Genomic DNA, 19,654 nt, shown 5'->3' with positions numbered 1-19,654 from the left:
CCAAATATACCTAAATTTCTCTTACCTTGCTCTTTTTTAATCCTCCTGCTTGATATTTTATCTGCTTAATCAATGGATTTTTGTAAAAAGAATATGCCAACTGTACTGTCATGCAACACCATATGATTGGTTCGCAAATAATCACTCCCATGTAATTCAACTTAGGTATCAATAATGCAACAAATATATATTTTCCTAAACATTCAATTACACTTGATATAAGCGGAATAAGCTTTTCTCCTAGCCCTTGAAGAGAATTTCGTAAATTAAGCAATATCCCTAGTACTGTATAAAATGGTGCATTTATTATTAAATATAATGCTCCATTATTAATAATTATTTCCTCATTAGAACCTGAAAGGCCCTTAACCAGTAATGGTGCAGTAAAAAATAAAATAATAGAAATAACTATGCCCCAACTTATAACTAGTATGTTGGCTACCTTTACGCCTTGCCTTACACGCTTATATTCTTTTGCTCCTTTATTTTGAGAAACAAAAGTGGCCAGTGCCATACCTACAGTAGCTCCAGGCATCATACAAAAACTATTAAGCTTTCTTGCAGCTATATGTCCTGCAATAATAAGATAACCTAAACTATTAATTGCGCTTTGTAATATTATAGTTCCAGCTGATACAATAGACATCATAAATCCCATAGATAACCCTTGTCCTACAAGTTCTCCATACAAGCCTCTATCTAGCTTGAAACAATTTTTATCTGGAATAAGTATCTTGCATTTCTTTACTATATAAATTAAACAAAGCACTGCTGATATTCCCTGGGCAATAACCGTTGCAACTGCTGCCCCTTTTATACCCATATTAAATTTACCTATAAAAACCAAATCTAAAATCACATTTATAACTGATGAAATAATTAAAAATACTAATGGCATCAAACTATTTCCTATAGCTCTAAGCAATCCTGCTAAAAGATTATAAGCAAACATAACACCAACAAAGATAGTTATAGTTGATATATATGAATATGATTCTTCAATTATATTAGCTGGTGTATGCAATACCTTAAGCAACGGGTATAAAAATATCTTACTAAAAATCATTATTATCATAGTTACAACTAGTCCAATAACCAATGAAGCTGCTACTGATCTTTTTAAAAGCTTTTTATCCCCTGCTCCATAAGCTCTAGCAATTACTATGCTAAGTCCATTTCCTATACCTAGAGCAAAGCCTATAAGCAATTCATAAACTGCTGCACATGCACCTATAGCAGCAAGGGATTTATCTCCTAATATATTTCCTATAATCATTGTATCCATGGTATTATATAGCTGCTGAAATATATTAGAAATCAAAATTGGCATAGCAAAAACTATTAATGCCTTTAATATATTATCTTTTACAAGATTTACCCTCATCTTAAATTTCCCCTTAACCTTATTTATCTTTTTTAAATATTTTCTAAAAAATTATCTACTATTTTATTAAACTCCTCATAATTATCATAGTTTGAATTATGTGATGCATTAGGAATTATAGTAAGAGGATATCCTCTCATACTATGCCATAACTCATTATATTTTTTTACATAACCGATCATATCATGTTCTCCCACCACCAATAATACAGGGCAATTGAATTTTACTTCATCATAATTAGGAAAATCCTTGAATATAGCTTCTCCACATTGTAGCATACCTTTTTTGCCTAACTTTGCTACAGACTTATAAAGGGATTCGTAAGATTCCTCTGTATAAGTTGATGCACTTGCAACAGTCTTACAATAATAATTAAATGGATATAATCTTGCCATAGCTGTAAAATGTCTTGTAAAAAATATTTCAAACCATTTATAATATGACTTTCCAAAAGGTGTAGTATCTATACCAATAAAAGCATCTACATATTTAGCATATTTTTGAGTAAAAGCTTGTGCTACATATCCACCTGCTGATTGTCCTGCTATTACAATATGAGTAATTTTTTCCTTCATCAAAATACTCTTTAAATCATCAGCAACATTATAAAAAGTAAAATCATTATATGGACGTGATTCACCATGTAATGGCATATCGAAAGTTATTACTGTATAACCTCTGCTCCAAAAATCAATTTGCTTATCAAATAATGTATGATCAGCTGTTAACCCATGGATAAAAACAATGCACTTATCACTTGTATTTCTCTCTATCCAATAAAAAACTCTTCCTCTCTTGCTTGTAATGCTATCTTTAATCAATAAAAATCACCTTCATTTTTATTTATATATAACTTGAAAAATTTCACATACCACTAACATATCTTCAGAAAACTCCATATCAATAGATAACTCCTTCAGTTCATCATTAAAAGCTTTAATATGCACTCTTCTCCAATATTCTAATGACTTATCTCCTTCTCCTTCTGTATATGCAAACTTTTCATCTACTTTAGAAAAAGGAAGCACCTTTACATCTGTTGTTTTAATTATACATTTAGCATTTCCATCAAAGTCAGTTATTATTGATAATTCTCCTACTTTAGGTACTTCTTCTTTTTCTATTTCATATAAGTAATGTAGTGATGTTGTAGCTCTTTTATCACCTTTTATAGTAAGTTCAGCCAACTCATCGGCTATTTGCTTATCTCCTCCAAAATACCACGACGTATATGATAAGTTTGTATCCTCTTCATTTTCACCAATAGACTTTAAATATTTTTTCCACATTATATCAACACTATTATTTTCCATTTTAACCCTCCATTTACATTTTATTTCCATTGATAATTTTATCATTTAGTTAACTTTACTGCAATTAAATAAAGAGATAGCTAATTGCTACCTCTTTATTCTATTGCCTATTATAATAATTAATTCCATCAGTTGGCTTAAAGTATGTTCTTATATATCCATCTTCTGATACAAATACAATTTCATTATTTTCTGTATCATAATATATATCATCTCCATCTTCAGCTTCTTTCTTATGTTTAGAATAAGCTGAAGCAACTACTTCATTGGCCCCCTGTAAATATTCTTCTTTTGTGGAATAACCAAATTCACTACCATGCTTAATAAAGTGTTCTTCCCATAAATTATCATTACGGAATTCTAAAACAGTACCTGTTTGCTGACTTTGTAAAATACTGCCTATATTTAAGGCATCTAAATCTATATTAAATACCTTACCTATAAATGATAAAAGCAGTAGTAATGCCACTATAATTATATTTCTAAATGTTTTACTTTTATTATTTGTACTAACCTTTTTAATATTAGGCTCTTTTATATTATCTTTCTCATTATTATTTATATTTTTATTTTTATTTCTACATTCACTACATCTCTTTGGCAGATTAAGACCTTTCTCATTATAAAATTTCATTTCTGAATCTGTCAGTGTAAATTCTTCTCCACATTGCTTACACTCTCTTTTAATCACTATGTACCTCCAATTATCTTCATTTTTATATTAACCATATATTCTCTTAATAAATTTTCAAATAATATAAATATATTTATTATGTTATCATATAATAAAAAGGAAATCTATTTTTTATACTTGTGATTATTATATGATTATAAGATTTAGGTTTATATATAATTTAAAATCAATAAGAGCAGGTAAAAAACCTGCTCTTCTGCTACATTATTTAAAGCTTTATTCTTCATAAGCTTCTAAAATCCTTAAATAATGATTTGCTTCCCTTAGCACATGGTCTGAAAGAAGTGGTAGGATTATTGACTTTATCTCACATCCTAATATGCCCTTGGTGGCTGCCTTCTTAAAATCAATTAATTTGGCTGTCTCAATCAATGTATCACTTACAATAGTGGTACTGGTAGCTTCATTAATATCAGATGTTTTTTTCATTAACTCTTTAAATTTCTTAGCAAACTTATCAGCAGAATTTATGAGCTTTTCTTCACTTGGATCAAGCATCCCTCTAATAAACATGGCATGCTCCATGAAGATTTCATTCCAAAATCTCTCTACTTTTTTAATTTTATATTGCTCTATATCAATATTATTTTCAAGATCTTTTATATTCTGCTGGTACTTTTTAGCCTCTTCTATTATATGTTCAAGCATCATAGGGTAATTAGAAGTAAATAGCTTACAGCTAATCACTTCTTCTAAAACCTTCTCTTTAAAGCATATTAACTTGTCTAGCATCTTTATAGCCCTGCAATTTAAATTCTTTACACAATCTGAAGTCTTCACATCAGCTATTTTCTTATTTTTACATTGAAGATGACTTTCCATTAAAGTTATCTTGCAATTAATCTCTAAGCCTGTATAATACTTTGTTTTCTTTTCAGCTTCTAAAGTATATTCTGTGAAAATCTCTCCTGAATCTATTATACTCTCCCTAACAATACCATTGGCAAGCTTTACTACTTCTAATAAAAACTTTTCAAAACTAACTTTATAATTTTCTGCTTCCTTAATTAACCTGGTATTCTTTCCTGCAAATCCAGCTTCTAAAAACAATAAGTGCTCTTTCATTATCCTTCCCCAAAAAAGATGTAGTTCCAGTGACTGCATGACATATTCTTCTCTACTTATCATATTTTTGCTCCATATAAGTTTTTTATATTATACTATAAAAAATTTAATTCTATTACTTACCTTGCTCTTCCATCAGCCATCTGGTAATTTTCCTCTAGCAAAAAAGAGCTAGCTATGAGCACTAACTCTTTTTAAAAACATTCTCCACTATCTTTTAAATGTCACTTCTTTTTCTTCATTCACATTTATATAAGACTTGCTTGGTATAGTTTTAGCAATTACTCTTCCTTCTCTTATAGAATATAATACTTCTGCTCTTCTTCTAACGGCATCATATCCGCTTTCAGCGTTGAGTAATATTAAATTTCCTGGCTTGCCTATTTCAATTCCATACTTGTCTTCTATATTTAATGTTCTTGCACTATTAGTTGAGATAAATTTTAATGACTCATTTATATCATCATATCCCATCATTTGACATACATGTAAGCCAAAATGAACTACTTCTAACATATTTCCTGTTCCCATTGGATACCATGGATCAAATATATCATCATGACCAAAGCATACATTAATTCCTGCTTCATTTAATTCTTTAACTCTTGTTATTCCTCTTCTCTTTGGATATGTATCAAATCTTCCTTGTAAATGTGTATTTACTAAAGGATTAGACACAAAGTTTATTCCTGACATCTTTAATAATCTAAAAAGTTTATATGTATATGCATTGTTATATGAACCCATAGCAGTAGTATGGCTTGCTGTTACTTTATTCTTTAAACCACTTTCTAAAGCTCTTGTTGCTACAACTTCTAAAAATCTTGATTGCTCATCATCTATTTCATCACAATGAACATCCACTAATACATCATACTTTTTAGCTAATTCAAAAATCTTATTTATAGATTCTACCCCATATTCTCTTGTAAACTCAAAGTGTGGTATAGCTCCAATAACATCTGCTCCTAATTTTATAGCCTCTTCAACTAATTCTAACCCATTAGGATATGAAAGAATTCCTTCTTGTGGGAAAGCAACTATTTGTAAAGTAACATAATCCTTAACTTCTTCTCTTACTTCTACCATTGCTTTTAATGCAACTAAACTCTCATCAGTAACATCCACATGAGTTCTAATAAATTGAATTCCATTTGCAACTTGCCATTCAATAGCTTTTTTAGCTCTATTTTTAACATCTTCTTTTGTTAAAAACTCTTTTCTTTGAGACCATCTTTCAATTCCTTCAAAAAGCGTACCACTTTTATTCCACTCTGGCTCTCCAGCTGTTAATGTAGTATCTAAATGAATATGTGGTTCTATAAAAGGAGCTGAAGCTAATGCTCCATTTCCTTCTATAATTTCTTCACCTTCCTTAGCTTGAATTTCTTCAGCTATTGCTTCAAATTTTCCATCTGTTATTCTTATATCAAATAATCCATCTCTATCTAAAAGTCTTACTTTCTTAATTAACATAATATTATCACCTTATCTGTTAGTTATTTTTGTTCCTATTACATAAACTAAAATTGTTGTTACTATTGCATTTAATGCTATAACTCCTACCGACACAACATTAGCCACTATAAATCCTACTAAAAATGCTACTATTGCAATCCAATTTATATTTTTAAATTTTGTATTATCCATAGTATCATATTTTCTTTTCTTTACAAAGAAGTAATCTGCTATTATTATTCCACCTACTGGAGGAAGCATTGAATTTAGAAAAGTTAAGAATGCTGTAAAATTATTATTTAGCCATATTGAGCCTACTGTTCCAATTAATCCACATGCTATTACTAATTTCTTTTTAGGAAGCTTTGTTATATTTGAAAGTCCTAATGCTGATGTATATAAAGCATTATCATTAGTTGTCCATATATTTAATCCTAAAACCAATATTGCAGGTATTACTAATCCTTGAGAGAACATTACATCTGCTATATCAGAATTTCCTGTAACCATTGCTCCTACAGCTCCAAATAAGAACATCAATGAATTTCCTATAAAGAATGCTACAACTGTAGTTGATACTGCAACTTTTTTATTTTTTGAGAATCTAGCAAAGTCTGGTGTTGCTGTTCCTCCACTTATAAATGAACCTACACATAAAGTTACCGCCGTTACTAATGCCATTTTAGTAGTTGGTTCTATGTTCATTAATCCTTGAACTCCACCTACTGAACTTGTTGCCATTGCTACTGATGTACTACCTAATACTGCTATTGCTGGAACAGCTATAGCACTTAATATTGTTAGTGACTTCATTCCAAAGTAAGCTGTTGCCGTCATTAATATACCTGTAATTGCTACTAAAAGATATAAATTTATATTAAATCTATTTGCCACTGGTATTGCAAACATTGCTATACCTACTCCAAACCAACCTATTTGAGTTATACTAGTTATAAATGATGCTACATATGATCCCTTTTCTCCAAAAGAATATCTAGCAAGCAAATGCATTGAAAGTCCTGTATCTGCCCCTATATATGCCAGTGCTCCTGTGTAACATGCCAATATTAAATTACCTATAACTACTGCTATAAAGAAATCTTTTAAAGGTAAGCCTGTCCCTAAGTTTCCTCCTGTCAGCATACTTGCTGAGAAGAATGTAAAACCAAGCATTACTACAAACATTGAAAAGAATCCCTTTTTATCTTTCTGATGAACATGTTCTAAAGCATAATCATGATCATCTATTCTTTCTTCCATTATTAATTTTTCTTCCATTTTTAATCCTCCTAAATTGTATATTTAGGAAAACCAGTACTTATGTGCAAAAAACGACCCTTCTAAAAATATAGAAAGGTCGTTTACACATATAATTAGATATTCATATTAAGCACGTAAAATACTTTCATATTTTGCATATATCACGCTATTCTTTAATTCTATCTAATTATTTTATCTGCCGTATTCTTTCGACCTTATTAGTCTCTCTGGACTAAATTTAAAGGACTAGTTTTCTTGAAGATATTATATACTTTTTTGTCGGAATAAGTCAATATAATTTTATTTTATTTTTATTACATAAAATTCCTAGGATAATTTAAAGCTTATGACACATCCTAAGATATATGTTTTTTAATTTTTAAAAATTTTATTAGGAGTGATATCAATATGAAGCAACTTTCACAAGTTGAAATTTTATCTTTAACAGCTATATTAAAAGCTGAAAGTGACGGCCTTAAAATGCAAAGAGCTTTAAACACTGTAATTACAGATGAAGATTTAAAGAGACAGTCAGAATCAAGCATTCTAGCTGCAGAAGGAAGAATAAATGGATTAATTCAATTCATTAATGAAAATAACATTTTAACTAATAAGGAGGAATAGTAAAATGCTAAAAGTAATTGGAGATTTGATTAAAGACAATGTAAATATTGATGATAAGGTAATATCTGAAAGTATGATGACAGCAGCAAAAGATGGAGCAATGCTTTATCTTACTTCTGCTTTAACAAGTACTACTCCTGAACTTAGAGCTATTTACTCTGCTGCTATAGGTCAAATGGTAGAAGGTCATACAGCTCTTACAGCATTAGCTGTAAAAAAAGAATGGTTAAAGCCATATGAATCACCTGTGAACATGCTTTCTTGTGCCTATAATTGTGCTAGCAACACAGCTGCTAATAAGGATTAAGTCCTTACTAAATAAAAAGAGTTAGGAAAATTCCTAACTCTTTTTATATGTATATTAAATCATTAAAGTCTTGTCCAAAAAAAAGCATTCTCTTTATTAATGCTTTAATATTTTATATAACTAAACTATTGCTGTACTAGTACCTAAAAACTTCTTTACTGGTCTTTCAACTATAGGTAAGAAAAATTGAATTGTAGGTCCTAAAAGTAATGTTGCTACAATTGTTCCTAAACCAAAAACTCCACCTAATAAGTATCCAGCAACTACATATGTTAAATCTAAACAAATTCTAATCCATCTATATTGAATTTTAAATGATTCTGAAATTACAAATGGAATTTCATCATGTGGCGCCACTCCTAAATTAGCAGTTTTTTGAATTGAAAAACCAATAGAAATAACTACACAACTTATAGCAACTACAAGTATACGTACCACAAAAGGCATTGATTCAATAGATAACTTTTGTATAGCTTCATTGGCTATATCTAAAAACATTCCTGCAGCAAGTGTAGTTAAAAAAGTTCCTAAACTTATTTTATTCCTTGCAAAAATTAATAATAGTACTAAAGCACAAAACATAAATATGTAATTTGCAGAACCAACAGTAATATTTAATGCCTTACTTATTCCTTGAATAAATACTACACAAGAATCTCCCCCTGTATTTGCATTTATAAAAGCAGCACATCCTATTTGAATAATAAAACATCCTAATAAAAAACAAAATATTTTTTTAATATATAGCTTCACATTAACACACAACCTTTCTTTAACATTTTTATGTTATCATTTACACTAAGTTTCGTCAATCATTTTTTTCCATTTTTCTCAGCTTTATTCTATTTTTCATCATAACACTGTTTTTTATTTTTTTATTGAAGAAAAAATGAAGCATTAAAAGTGCTTCATTACTATTAAATAATTATTTATTAAATTATTATTCCATTACAATGATCAATTTCATGCTGGATAATCTGAGCTACAAATCCTGTAAATTTTCCTTTTTGTTTTTTAAACTCTTTATCAAAGTACTCAACTTCTATACTTTCATATCTATTAGTCTTTCTAAATCCAGTTAGTGACAAACAACATTCTTCCGTTTCATAAGAATTTTTTTTATCTGTTATTATAGGATTAATCATTGGAACTATCATCTCTCCTACTGAAAATACTATAATACGTTTCTTAACACCTATCATATTTGCAGCCATACCTACACAATCATCTAAATTAGCTCTTAATGTATCTATCAAATCATCAACAATATATAGATCATCCTTAGTGGCTTCTTCTGATTTCTGTGCTAAAAATAATACATCTTTCATAATTGGTTTTATCATTTCAATTCCAACCTTTCTTCTATCTATAATATACAATAACATATCTATATTATCATATTATTTTCTTATACATTTTAATAAAAAAAACTCTAATTTAGCAAACTAAATTAGAGCTCTTATTAATTATCTTATTGTGATTTTTTTGATATTAAGTAATATGGAATTGCTACAAATAGTATTCCTCCAACCATATTACCTAAAGTAACCATTCCTATATTATAAATATATCCAGATATGCTTACTGCTGCTGTTCCTGGAGCTAAAAGTGCTATAGTAAGTAATGTCATATTAGCAACACTATGTTCAAAACCACATGTTATAAAGATAAATAGGCACCAGAATATCATTACTAATTTTGATATATCATCTTTACATCTAAAAGTACACCATACTGCTAAACAAACTAGTATATTACAAAATACCCCTCTAAAGAATAATTCACTAGCTGGCAAACTCATCTTGGTAGCTGCCGTATTTGCAATAAATTCTCCAACTGATCCTTTAGCAAGCCCTGTTAAATAGAACATATATCCTGCAAGTATTGATCCTGCTAAATTACCAATAAAAGCTGCTACCCACACTTTTATAGTATCTATCCATGATACAGCTTTATTTAATGATCCAACTGTCATGATAAAATTATTACCAGTAAATAATTCAGAGCCAGCAAAAACAACTAAGCTTAAAGCTCCTCCAAAAGAAATACCCATTATGATCTTAGTGGCTGCTGATCCTGCTGCTGTAAGTAATCCTCCAATTGTAAAAATAAGCATTATGGCCATACCTACATAGATTCCTGCTAACATAGATGAAATAAAATATCCTAGCTTATTATTTTTTAATAATTGATTTTTTGCACTAGCTGCACCTGCAACTTTGTTAAACTCTTCCTTAAACATTAAATTTCCTCCATCATCATTTGTTATTTTTATAACTATCTCTTGTTAATATAATAACTTACATTACCACTTATTACCGTGATTTTTATCACACTTTTAGTATTTTTTTAGCACTTATTCTGTTTTTTATCACATTTTCTATTATTTCTTGATATTTTTTTATCAATACTTTGTCTTTAAATATACATTCTAAAGCTTTACTTTTATCTTAAACATAAAAAACCACCTCCACTTTTCATGTATAGGCAGCTTATTACCATTTCCAATCTATTTTAATAGCTTCATAATTAATTTATTTTCTTTCACTTTTTAATTCCTCCCTATAAAAATCTTCTATCTATATTTCATTATAAAGCCAAAAATAATAAGCACCCATATTACACATCTTTAAATATCTAACCATGTGTATATGAATGCTTTATTCATTACTATGCTCCTAATAAGCCACCTACAATTATCCCAAAATAAGTTCCTATTACATACCCTAAAGTTCCAATAAGCATAATTGGTCCAATAAGTTTTGTCCATCCTTTAGAAATAGCCATAGCTACTGCTGTTGTTGGACCTCCTATATTAGCATTAGATGCTAATACTATATCTTCTAAGTTGAATTTTAAAAGCTTACCAAACACAAAACAGAAAATCATATTTGTTAAAGCAATTATTAATGTAAAAACAAATAATAAAGGTGCATTTGTTATAATCATTGGTATAGATGCTGGAACACCTATTACAAAGAAGAATAAATAAATTAAATATGTACCTATTTCATTGTATCCTGAAATACCTTCAATTTGTTTTTCAAAAGCCATAGAAACAATTATTGATATAGTAGTTATCCAAATATACTGACTTCCTAAAAAAGTATTACATATATTAAGCATTATATTTCCTGTTGGAATAAGGTTACCTAACGCTTCTGCAATTAATCTTGAAATAGTAACTACAATTGAAGCATAAGCAAAATTAATTGCAATATCTTTTAAAGAAATTTCTTTTTTACTCCAATAAGCTGCAGCTGCAATTTCAGCACTAGCACCATCAGTAGAGCTCTCTACTTCATCTATATGTGGATGTTTAAAATGTTTTCTAAAGAAACCTACAGCTGGTATTGATAATAATAAAAACATGGAAGTTGCTGTTACAAGATTGTCAGCTACTGTTGTTGCTGAAATCATAGTTCCAGAAACACTAAATGCATCTGCTAAAGCTGTAAAGTTAATTCCTCCACCTATGTAAGAACCAGTCATCATGGCTGCAAGACCATTTAACTCACTAATATTGTTTTTCAATAAGAAATAGCCAATAAATGCTCCTATGCAAGATCCTACTGCTCCAATTAAAAAGATAATTAAAAGTCTTCCTGTTTCTTTCCAAATCTTTTTTATATTACATTGTAAAAGTAATAATGGAATGGCAAGAGGTACTGCAAATCCCCATACTACATCATCATAAAGCGGGCTATTTGTTGGTATTATATTTAAATTAGTAAATGATATAGCTAATATAAGAGCTAATATAGCACCAGAAATTTTAGCTGCCCACGCATATTTCTGCTCAAGCCATATAGCTATTGCCACAGAAACACACATAATTGATAATAGTGCCCAGGTATTATCAGCACTAATTAATGTATTCATCATATTCCTCCTCTATTTGTTATTGTGATATTTTCCCTATCTATTTTATACTGTAATGACTCTTATGTAAATTTAAAGTATATAAAAAGCTAGCACTAAAATGTACTAACTTTTATTTTAATTAATCTGTCATATACTGATTTACTAATTCATAACATTTTTCCTTAGTTGCTTCATACAAAACTATATATCCTGCAACAGGCTCAAAAGTTCCTCCTTTGAACTTTGCTTCTTCTTCCCTAGCTTTTCCCTCTTTCTCCTCTATCCATTTAAGCTGTTTAATTTCTAAATCATTCATTATCTCTGGAGATAACTCCTCTTTTAGCAAAGCATAAATATCATTGAGTTCTTTATCATACATTTCATAAGCTTTTCCATAATAACTCTTCATAGCATTTGTAATACCTTCATCGGCATTCTTCTTTTCTGGTAATTCATCAAGCTTTTTTTGTATGTTATCTAATCTCTCTATATACTCGTTTCTCCTTCCTTCTACTTTACTTACTACATCCGGTATATCTGTTGTTTTAATATCTTCATTTGCTTTAGTATCATCTACTATTTGTTGTGGTTTACTACTATCAGAATCACTAATCATACTGTTACTTGTATCATTTACTGTTTGCTTTGAACTTTGATTATTACAACCAAACAGAGTACCACCAATTATGGTTATTATACTTATTGTACATACTAATTTTATCTTATTCATAAATACCTCCATACCACTTTATCAGTTTTTAATTTTGTAATATTAAAAAAAAAAAAATTTTACTATCTTCATCTTTATTTTTCATTAAACAAAACCCCTTTTTTATATATAATTTTACCATATATTCTAATAATTTCAGTAACAGTTTACAAAATTATTATATATTTAAATAAATTCGCATCATTTAAATGTAATAACTAAAAATTACAATGATTGAAGTTGCTTTTTATAAATTTTATATTATTTTTTGCAGGAACTATAGTAATTCTATGTGATAACTTACTTCAAAAAAAGTAAAGCACTTACTTTATTAGTTTTTAATGAATTATATTTTAACTTAGTAGTATTTTCACCTTCTACCATTATAATCTCAACCTCAATACCTTTTATTTCTGACTCATTCTTTTCACTATAAACAAAAAGAAACTCCCCTAAAGGAGTTTCTTCATTAACTATTAACTTCTATCTCTTATTTATTAACTATAAAGTTATATTTCTCATGCTACTTATCACTTCATATTAATGCACTAAAATTCAACCAATCAAATTAATTTTCCATTTTTAATTTTTAATTTTCCTAAGCATTCATCACTGATAATTCATAATTAACTCTATCTCTAACTTAACCACTAAACTACTTTAGTTGTCCACTCTTCACAGTTCCAAATATCAGTAACTACGTCTCTGTAGAATTCAGGTTCGTGGCATACTAAAAGTATTGTTCCTTTATATTCTTTTAAAGCTCTCTTTAACTCATCTTTAGCTTCAACATCTAAGTGGTTAGTAGGCTCATCTAGGATTAAGATATTTGTTTCTTCATTAATAAGCTTACATAATCTTACCTTAGCTTGTTCTCCCCCACTTAATACACAAACTTTACTTTCAATATGTTTAGTTGTTAAACCACATTTTGCTAGAGCTGATCTTATTTCATATTGAGTCTTAGAAGGGAATTGTTCCCAAACTTCTTCAATACAAGTATTGTAGTTTGCTTCTTTTATTTCTTGTTCAAAGTAACCTATTTGTTGATAATCTCCTAAATGAACTTCTCCACTAAGTGCAGGTATTTTACCCATTAAGCTCTTTAAAAGAGTTGTTTTTCCTAGACCATTAGCTCCAACAAGAGCAATCTTTTGACCTCTTTCCATTGATATATTTAATGGTTTTGTTAATGGTTCATTATATCCTATAACAAGATCCTTAGTTTCAAAGATAACCTTACCTGAAGTTCTTCCTTGCTTAAAGTTAAACTCTGGCTTTGGTTTTTCAGCTGCAAGTTCAATCATTTCCATCTTATCAAGCTTCTTTTGTCTAGCCTTAGCCATACCACTTGTAGCAACTCTTGCTTTATTTCTTGCAACGAAATCTTTAAGTTGTGCTACTTCAGCTTGTTGTCTTTCATAAGCTGCTTGTAATTGTGCCTTATTTGCTTCATATATTCTTTGGAATTCATAGTAATCACCAACATATCTTGTAAGCTGTCTATTTTCCACATGATATATTAAATTAATTACTGAATTTAAGAATGGAATATCGTGTGATATTAATATAAATGCATTTTCATAATTTTGTAAGAATCTCTTTAACCATTCTATATGTTCTTCATCAAGGTAGTTAGTAGGCTCGTCCAGTAATAATATATCTGGTGTTTCTAATAATAATTTTGCCAGTAATACCTTAGTTCTTTGTCCACCACTAAGCTCAGTAACATCTCTATCTAGACCTACATCTAAAAGCCCAAGACCTTTTGCTACTTCTTCTACTTTAGCATCTATTACATAAAACCCATTGTTATCTAACATATCTTGAATAACTGCTGTTCTTTCAAGGGCCTTATTCATTTCATCATCTGTCATTTCTCCCATTCTTCCATAAAGCTCATTCATTTCAGCTTCCATATCAAATAGGTACTTAAATGCACTTCTTAATACTTCTCTTATAGTTAATCCTTTTTCAAGTTCAGCATGTTGATCCATGTAACCAACTCTCACTCTGTTGCTCCAGATAACTTTCCCTTCATCAGGCATAAGCTTTCCTGTAATTATATTCATAAAAGTAGATTTACCTTCACCGTTAGCACCTATTAAACCTACGTGCTCACCTTTAAGTAATCTAAATGATACATCTTCAAATATAGCTCTATCACCAAAACCGTGACTGATATTCTTTACTGTTAGTACACTCATCTTGTTCCTCCTAAGCGTAAAAATAGAGTGCGAAACCTAAACTAAGAATCACACTCTCTCTATTATACATTATATTAAACTAAAATAAATAGAAATTTCTTTCTAATTTTAGTAATCATATTCCTTGCTATAATCGCAAATGATGATTTTTAATTTATCATCATTTAAAGTCTTCCTATATGAACATAAGAATTCATTTAATTCAATATCAACTAGGTCAACCTTGCCTTCGCTCCTTATGATTACATTGTGATCATCCAACAAAATTACTACATTATTTTTATCATTTTTTATATAGTATTCAGTAATTGGCTTTACCTTAATTCTGTCTTTATATTTTTCTTGAAAACTCATTGTCTTCCTAGCTTGTTCATAATCTACAGGATTATTAGTTAATTTATCTAAGCCTAGTGCCTTAATTTGCTCTTCAAAACCCTTAGTGTCTAATCCATATCTCTCCATAAGTTTAGTTTGAATCTTTAAGAACTTATCTTGAGAAATATTGTTATTTTCCATATACGCTGTCATTTCTTTTGTGAATTCAGCCATAGTCAATTTACCTTCAGCCATTTTATAGTATAAGCTATATATATAAGACTCGAAATTATCTATGTCTTTTTCATTTACCTTGTTCTTAAGTTCATTAAAATCAATTATCTTATCCATTCAGCTTACCCTCCTAAGCACCATTTATTATTTATTATATACCAAAATTATTCATTATACTACTAATTTTAACTTTTAACTTCAAGCCATACTTTTTCGTATTTTAATAACTCTTCTGTATTTAAATACTTATAGCTTTCACACTTGTCCATAACTTCTTCAGGCATATATGCCCCTGGATTATTTCTCACATCTTCATCTTGTTCCATCATGGCACCTTCATGTGGAGTAGTATACCCTATTTCTTCAGCAATTCTGTATGCACTGTCTTTTTCACATAAGAAGTTGATAAATATTTCTGCTGCTTCTTTATTTTTAGTACCTTTTGGAATTACTAATGAATCTATCCAGAAATTAGCACCTTCCTTTGGTACTATATATTTTAAATTGTCATACTCATCTGCTAAAGTAAGTCCCTCTCCTGACCAAATCATTGCTATAGCTCTTTCACCAGATATCATTAAATCCTTAACATTGTCCGCTCCATAAATAGTTCCTAATTGCTTTTGCTCAATTAAAGCAGCTTTAGCTTCTTCAAGTTCTATTTCATCAGTACTATTTAATGAATATCCCAAATATTTAAGTGCCATACCTATAGCATCTCTTTGAGAATCTAAAACAAATATTTCATCTCTATATTTAGGATTCCACATATCGCTCCAGCTATTTATATCTTCACTAATTAGCTCTGTGTTATATACTATCCCTATAGTTCCATTCATATATGGAAGTGAATAAACATTACCTGGATCAAAGCTTCTATTTAAATTGCTTGGTAAAAGTTCAGTCCAATTAGGTATATTTTGTTTATCTAGTTCTTCTAATCTACCTTCTGAAATCAACCTTTCCACCATATAATCCCCTGGAACCGCCACATCGTATTGAATTTTTCCAGAAGTAAGTTCCTGATACATAGCTTCATTATCATCCACAAATACTTCATTTACTTTTATATTATATTTTTTCTCAAATTCATCTATTAACCCTTCTGCAATATTTTCACCCCAATTTAAAAAGTTAATTGTAGTTTTTTCTTCTTTTTCACATGCTATCATCGATGTAGATATCATCATAAAAATTGTAAAAATAGCTATTATCTTTTTCATCTATTATTTTCCTTTCAGTAATATGTATTGTTTATATAGAGTAATATATGCAAATATATATTGTATATTTGCATATTAATTTGCTATATTAATTTTCTTTAACTACTTCTATCTATAACGGAAGAAAGATATTGCTTGTCATCTTTTAAATTAATAATAAAAGGCTCCACTGACTCACCATCAATTTTATAAACTCTTATGGATGGTCTAAGGGATGATTCTTGATAATTCTTTACTACTATTCCCTCATAGCCATTACTTAATCTAATACACGTCCCCAACGGATATGGTGCTATCTTTCTAATAAATACTTCCACTATTTCTGGGTCAAAATGCCTTCCTGATCCACCCATGATATACTCCATAGCTTCACTTGGTAAAAGTCCACTTCTATATGGTCTTTCTGATGTTAATGCATCATATACATCTGCAACATTTATTATCCTACCAAAAAGTGAAATATCCTTACCTTTTTTATTATTAGGATATCCTGTTCCGTCATATCTTTCATGATGATCTAATACTCCAATGTATGTTGAAACAGAAAACTCATATCTGCTCTTTAAATACTTATATCCAAGATATGAATGATTTTCCATTATTTCCATTTCATTTGCATCCAATTTTCTTGGTTTATTAAGCACTTCCTTATTAACAAATATCTTTCCTATATCATGAAGCAAAGCTGCTAGACCTAAATTAAACATTTCTTTATGACTTAAGCTTAAGGTTGTACCTATAACCATTGATAGCACTGCAACATTTACAGAATGCTGATATGTATATTCGTCAAAAGTTTTTAAATCTGTCATATTTATCATCAAGTTGTCATCATTTAGAATTTCTTCTAGAATAGTTTCAATTCTTTTTTTTAATTCTTCAAATTGATCATGGTGTCTTTCATTATTTCCAACTGATATGAAAACATTTTTTACCCCATCAACAGTTTTCCTTCTTAATTCATCGCTTATTATACTTTCTATTTCAATATCTTCCGATAAAGAATCTTGAATATAAATTCCTGAAAAGCCCATTGAAATTATACTTTCCAAACACTTATTGGAAATTTTACATCCTGCATTTAATAAAAGTTGCCCTTTTTCGCCATATATATTTTTTGCTAAAATCATATTTTCGCGAATAGCCCCAATTGGTACATATCTCATTGTATTCCTCTTCCTATTATTTTTTTAATATATATTATACTGCAATTTTCGCCATAATAACAAGTATTTCTACTTATTTTTTTATTTTTTCTATATTTTATTTTAATATACATAAATTTTTAATCAAAAAAAAGCTAAATCATTTATTTTTATTAAAATGATTTAGCTTTTTTTAAAATTTTTATATAAAACTCTGTATTATTTAGTAGCTATTGCCTCTATTTCTATAGGTGCCCCTTTAGGTAACTTAGCTACTTGCACACAACTTCTTGCAGGTAAATTTTCTTTGAAATAACTTCCATATATTTCGTTTACTTTTTCAAAATCATTAAGGTCTTGAAGAAAAATTGTTGTTTTAATTACCTTTTCTAATGAACTTCCTGCTGCTTCTAATACAGCTGAAAGATTTTCCATAACTTGTACAGTTGCTTTACTGATTTCAGTTACTAATTGTCCATTTTCAGGATTTAAAGGAATCTGACCTGAAGTAAATATATAATCTCCTACTATCATACCTTGTGAATATGGTCCAATTGCTGATGGTGCTTTTTTTGTTGATATTATTTCTTTTTTCATTTTTATCCTCCTTATATAATGTCATAAATTGATTATATACTATTTAGCCTATATTTTTGAAGATTATTTAATTTTTCCATATTCTTTGTTTTACATTAATGTAAATAGTGGTAAAATATTATAAAACAAATAAAAGGGGCGATACTTATGAGTAAAATTGTAGATTTAGATTGGAATAATTTAGGGTTTGAATATATAAAGACTGATTTTCGATATATATCAACTTGGAAAGACGGTAGTTGGGATAATGGATCACTTACTGATGATAACTATCTTCATATTAGTGAAGCATCTTGTGCTCTTCATTATGGACAACAATGCTTTGAAGGGCTAAAAGCATATAGAACAAAAGATGGTTCAATTCAATTATTCAGACCTGATAGAAATGCTGAAAGATTAAATTCAAGCTTAAGAAAACTACTTATGCCAGAAATTCCTGTTGAAAAATTTATTGATGCTTGTATGCAGGTAGTAAAAGCAAATGAACATTTTGTTCCACCTTATGGCAGTGGTGCAACTTTATATTTAAGACCTTTTGTCATAGGAGTTGGACATAACATTGGAGTAAAACCAGCACCAGAATATATCTTTTCAGTATTCTGTATTCCTGTAGGTGCTTATTTTAAAGGTGGATTAACTCCTTGTAACTTTAATGTAGCTGAATATGACAGAGCTGCTCCTCGTGGAACTGGACATACAAAAGTAGGAGGTAATTATGCCGCTTCTCTTCAAGCACACAAACTTTCTGCTGATAAAGGATTTGCTGATTGCATTTATCTTGATCCTGCAACTCAAACAAAAATTGAAGAAGTTGGTGCTGCAAACTTTTTTGGTATCACTAAAAATAATGAATTTGTTACACCAAAATCACCTTCTATATTGCCAAGTATCACAAAATATTCACTTATGGAAATAGCAGAAAAATATCTTCATATGCCTGTTTATGAACGAGAAGTATATATAGATAATTTAGATGAATTTAAAGAAGCAGGTGCCTGTGGTACTGCTGCTGTCATAACTCCTATTGGTGGAATTGAATATAAAGGTAAACTTCATGTCTTCTATAGCGAAACTGAAGTAGGTCCTGTTATAAAAGAACTTTATAGAATTCTTTGTGGAATACAATTTGGTGATATTGAAGCACCTGAAGGATGGATCTATAAAGTAAATTAAACATTATCAATGATGAACTTAGTTAATGATGAACTTAGTTAATTATGAATGATGAATTACGAATTATGAATTAAGGATGAAA

Annotated in this window: 20 protein-coding genes; 3 read left to right on the top strand and 17 right to left on the bottom strand. The window is 29.3% G+C overall.

What is annotated here, in order from left to right; translation table 11 throughout:
* Positions 1-10: 10 nt before the first annotated feature.
* The 7 genes from Q5O44_RS06105 to codB all read right to left on the bottom strand — a co-directional run bounded on the left by Q5O44_RS06105 (position 11) and on the right by codB (position 7,192).
* Positions 11-1,384: an MATE family efflux transporter gene (locus tag Q5O44_RS06105; protein WP_022167515.1), complete on the bottom strand. Its 1,374-nt coding sequence runs from the start codon at positions 1,382-1,384 to the stop codon at positions 11-13.
* 32 nt (positions 1,385-1,416) lie between these two features.
* On the bottom strand, positions 1,417-2,205 hold the full coding sequence (locus Q5O44_RS06100; protein ID WP_022167514.1) for an alpha/beta fold hydrolase: 789 nt from the start codon (positions 2,203-2,205) through the stop codon (positions 1,417-1,419).
* An 18-nt stretch (positions 2,206-2,223) separates the two neighbouring features.
* Positions 2,224-2,697, bottom strand: coding sequence for an ASCH domain-containing protein (locus Q5O44_RS06095; protein ID WP_022167513.1), 474 nt, complete (start codon positions 2,695-2,697; stop codon positions 2,224-2,226).
* Between the two features lie 100 nt (positions 2,698-2,797).
* On the bottom strand, positions 2,798-3,388 hold the full coding sequence (locus tag Q5O44_RS15230; protein WP_022167512.1) for a zinc-ribbon domain containing protein: 591 nt from the start codon (positions 3,386-3,388) through the stop codon (positions 2,798-2,800).
* A 219-nt stretch (positions 3,389-3,607) separates the two neighbouring features.
* Entirely contained in the window at positions 3,608-4,519 is a 912-nt protein-coding gene (locus Q5O44_RS06085; RefSeq protein WP_022167511.1) for a DUF2935 domain-containing protein, read from the bottom strand.
* A gap of 147 nt (positions 4,520-4,666) precedes the next feature.
* The gene (locus Q5O44_RS06080) at positions 4,667-5,932 is read right to left on the bottom strand and encodes a cytosine deaminase (protein ID WP_022167510.1); all 1,266 of its coding nucleotides are present in this window, start codon (positions 5,930-5,932) and stop codon (positions 4,667-4,669) included.
* Between the two features lie 12 nt (positions 5,933-5,944).
* Complete coding sequence (gene codB / locus Q5O44_RS06075; RefSeq protein WP_022167509.1) at positions 5,945-7,192, bottom strand: cytosine permease; 1,248 nt, start codon at positions 7,190-7,192, stop codon at positions 5,945-5,947.
* Between the two features lie 390 nt (positions 7,193-7,582).
* Between codB and Q5O44_RS06070 the strand changes: the two genes are divergently transcribed.
* Together Q5O44_RS06070 and Q5O44_RS06065 are read left to right on the top strand one after the other, a co-directional pair.
* Complete coding sequence (locus Q5O44_RS06070; RefSeq protein WP_022167508.1) at positions 7,583-7,798, top strand: hypothetical protein; 216 nt, start codon at positions 7,583-7,585, stop codon at positions 7,796-7,798.
* Between the two features lie 4 nt (positions 7,799-7,802).
* The gene (locus Q5O44_RS06065; RefSeq protein ID WP_022167507.1) at positions 7,803-8,105 is read left to right on the top strand and encodes a spore coat protein; all 303 of its coding nucleotides are present in this window, start codon (positions 7,803-7,805) and stop codon (positions 8,103-8,105) included.
* A 120-nt stretch (positions 8,106-8,225) separates the two neighbouring features.
* Here the strand turns inward: Q5O44_RS06065 and Q5O44_RS06060 are convergent, their stop codons facing one another.
* From Q5O44_RS06060 to Q5O44_RS06015, 10 genes are all read right to left on the bottom strand, one after another.
* The gene (locus Q5O44_RS06060) at positions 8,226-8,858 is read right to left on the bottom strand and encodes a YitT family protein (protein WP_022167506.1); all 633 of its coding nucleotides are present in this window, start codon (positions 8,856-8,858) and stop codon (positions 8,226-8,228) included.
* Positions 8,859-9,037: 179 nt separating this feature from the next.
* The gene (locus Q5O44_RS06055; RefSeq protein ID WP_291659932.1) at positions 9,038-9,448 is read right to left on the bottom strand and encodes a peptide deformylase; all 411 of its coding nucleotides are present in this window, start codon (positions 9,446-9,448) and stop codon (positions 9,038-9,040) included.
* 128 nt (positions 9,449-9,576) lie between these two features.
* Entirely contained in the window at positions 9,577-10,347 is a 771-nt protein-coding gene (locus Q5O44_RS06050; protein ID WP_022167504.1) for a formate/nitrite transporter family protein, read from the bottom strand.
* A 428-nt stretch (positions 10,348-10,775) separates the two neighbouring features.
* Entirely contained in the window at positions 10,776-11,987 is a 1,212-nt protein-coding gene (locus Q5O44_RS06045; RefSeq protein WP_022167503.1) for a DUF819 domain-containing protein, read from the bottom strand.
* Between the two features lie 121 nt (positions 11,988-12,108).
* Positions 12,109-12,699 (bottom strand): lysozyme inhibitor LprI family protein, encoded by a 591-nt coding sequence (locus Q5O44_RS06040; protein ID WP_022167502.1) that lies wholly within the window; start codon positions 12,697-12,699, stop codon positions 12,109-12,111.
* 629 nt (positions 12,700-13,328) lie between these two features.
* Positions 13,329-14,885 carry an ABC-F family ATP-binding cassette domain-containing protein gene (locus Q5O44_RS06035; protein WP_022167501.1) on the bottom strand — a complete coding sequence of 519 codons (1,557 nt, stop codon included), beginning with the start codon at positions 14,883-14,885 and terminating at the stop codon, positions 13,329-13,331.
* Between the two features lie 108 nt (positions 14,886-14,993).
* Complete coding sequence (locus Q5O44_RS06030) at positions 14,994-15,551, bottom strand: DUF3867 domain-containing protein (protein ID WP_022167500.1); 558 nt, start codon at positions 15,549-15,551, stop codon at positions 14,994-14,996.
* Between the two features lie 68 nt (positions 15,552-15,619).
* The gene (locus tag Q5O44_RS06025) at positions 15,620-16,657 is read right to left on the bottom strand and encodes a PotD/PotF family extracellular solute-binding protein (RefSeq protein WP_022167499.1); all 1,038 of its coding nucleotides are present in this window, start codon (positions 16,655-16,657) and stop codon (positions 15,620-15,622) included.
* Between the two features lie 98 nt (positions 16,658-16,755).
* Positions 16,756-17,823, bottom strand: a complete 1,068-nt coding sequence (locus Q5O44_RS06020; RefSeq protein WP_022167498.1) for an HD-GYP domain-containing protein — start codon at positions 17,821-17,823, stop codon at positions 16,756-16,758.
* 198 nt (positions 17,824-18,021) lie between these two features.
* Positions 18,022-18,399, bottom strand: coding sequence for a RidA family protein (locus tag Q5O44_RS06015; protein WP_022167497.1), 378 nt, complete (start codon positions 18,397-18,399; stop codon positions 18,022-18,024).
* 147 nt (positions 18,400-18,546) lie between these two features.
* Here Q5O44_RS06015 and Q5O44_RS06010 point away from each other — a divergent pair, with 147 nt between their 5' ends.
* The gene (locus Q5O44_RS06010) at positions 18,547-19,572 is read left to right on the top strand and encodes a branched-chain amino acid aminotransferase (RefSeq protein WP_022167496.1); all 1,026 of its coding nucleotides are present in this window, start codon (positions 18,547-18,549) and stop codon (positions 19,570-19,572) included.
* Positions 19,573-19,654: the final 82 nt, after the last annotated feature.

Origin of the sequence: Clostridium sp. CAG:221, from assembly GCA_000435835.1 — a bacterium.
Lineage (GTDB): Bacteria > Bacillota > Clostridia > Clostridiales > Clostridiaceae > Clostridium.
This window is presented reverse-complemented; position numbering and strand designations above follow the sequence as displayed.

Excerpts from the sequence above, each read along its gene's own strand:
- Q5O44_RS06085 (WP_022167511.1), bottom strand. The coding sequence starts at position 4,519 with ATGATAAGTAGAGAAGAATATGTCATGCAGTCACTGGAACTACATCTT.
- codB (WP_022167509.1), bottom strand. The coding sequence starts at position 7,192 with ATGGAAGAAAAATTAATAATGGAAGAAAGAATAGATGATCATGATTAT.
- Q5O44_RS06105 (WP_022167515.1), bottom strand. The coding sequence starts at position 1,384 with ATGAGGGTAAATCTTGTAAAAGATAATATATTAAAGGCATTAATAGTT.
- Q5O44_RS06055 (WP_291659932.1), bottom strand. The coding sequence starts at position 9,448 with ATGATAAAACCAATTATGAAAGATGTATTATTTTTAGCACAGAAATCA.
- Q5O44_RS06015 (WP_022167497.1), bottom strand. The coding sequence starts at position 18,399 with ATGAAAAAAGAAATAATATCAACAAAAAAAGCACCATCAGCAATTGGA.
- Q5O44_RS06010 (WP_022167496.1), top strand. The coding sequence starts at position 18,547 with ATGAGTAAAATTGTAGATTTAGATTGGAATAATTTAGGGTTTGAATAT.
- Q5O44_RS06065 (WP_022167507.1), top strand. The coding sequence starts at position 7,803 with ATGCTAAAAGTAATTGGAGATTTGATTAAAGACAATGTAAATATTGAT.
- Q5O44_RS06025 (WP_022167499.1), bottom strand. The coding sequence starts at position 16,657 with ATGAAAAAGATAATAGCTATTTTTACAATTTTTATGATGATATCTACA.
- Q5O44_RS06070 (WP_022167508.1), top strand. The coding sequence starts at position 7,583 with ATGAAGCAACTTTCACAAGTTGAAATTTTATCTTTAACAGCTATATTA.
- Q5O44_RS06095 (WP_022167513.1), bottom strand. The coding sequence starts at position 2,697 with ATGGAAAATAATAGTGTTGATATAATGTGGAAAAAATATTTAAAGTCT.
- Q5O44_RS06050 (WP_022167504.1), bottom strand. The coding sequence starts at position 10,347 with ATGTTTAAGGAAGAGTTTAACAAAGTTGCAGGTGCAGCTAGTGCAAAA.
- Q5O44_RS06045 (WP_022167503.1), bottom strand. The coding sequence starts at position 11,987 with ATGAATACATTAATTAGTGCTGATAATACCTGGGCACTATTATCAATT.
- Q5O44_RS06020 (WP_022167498.1), bottom strand. The coding sequence starts at position 17,823 with ATGAGATATGTACCAATTGGGGCTATTCGCGAAAATATGATTTTAGCA.
- Q5O44_RS06030 (WP_022167500.1), bottom strand. The coding sequence starts at position 15,551 with ATGGATAAGATAATTGATTTTAATGAACTTAAGAACAAGGTAAATGAA.
- Q5O44_RS06080 (WP_022167510.1), bottom strand. The coding sequence starts at position 5,932 with ATGTTAATTAAGAAAGTAAGACTTTTAGATAGAGATGGATTATTTGAT.
- Q5O44_RS06035 (WP_022167501.1), bottom strand. The coding sequence starts at position 14,885 with ATGAGTGTACTAACAGTAAAGAATATCAGTCACGGTTTTGGTGATAGA.
- Q5O44_RS06040 (WP_022167502.1), bottom strand. The coding sequence starts at position 12,699 with ATGAATAAGATAAAATTAGTATGTACAATAAGTATAATAACCATAATT.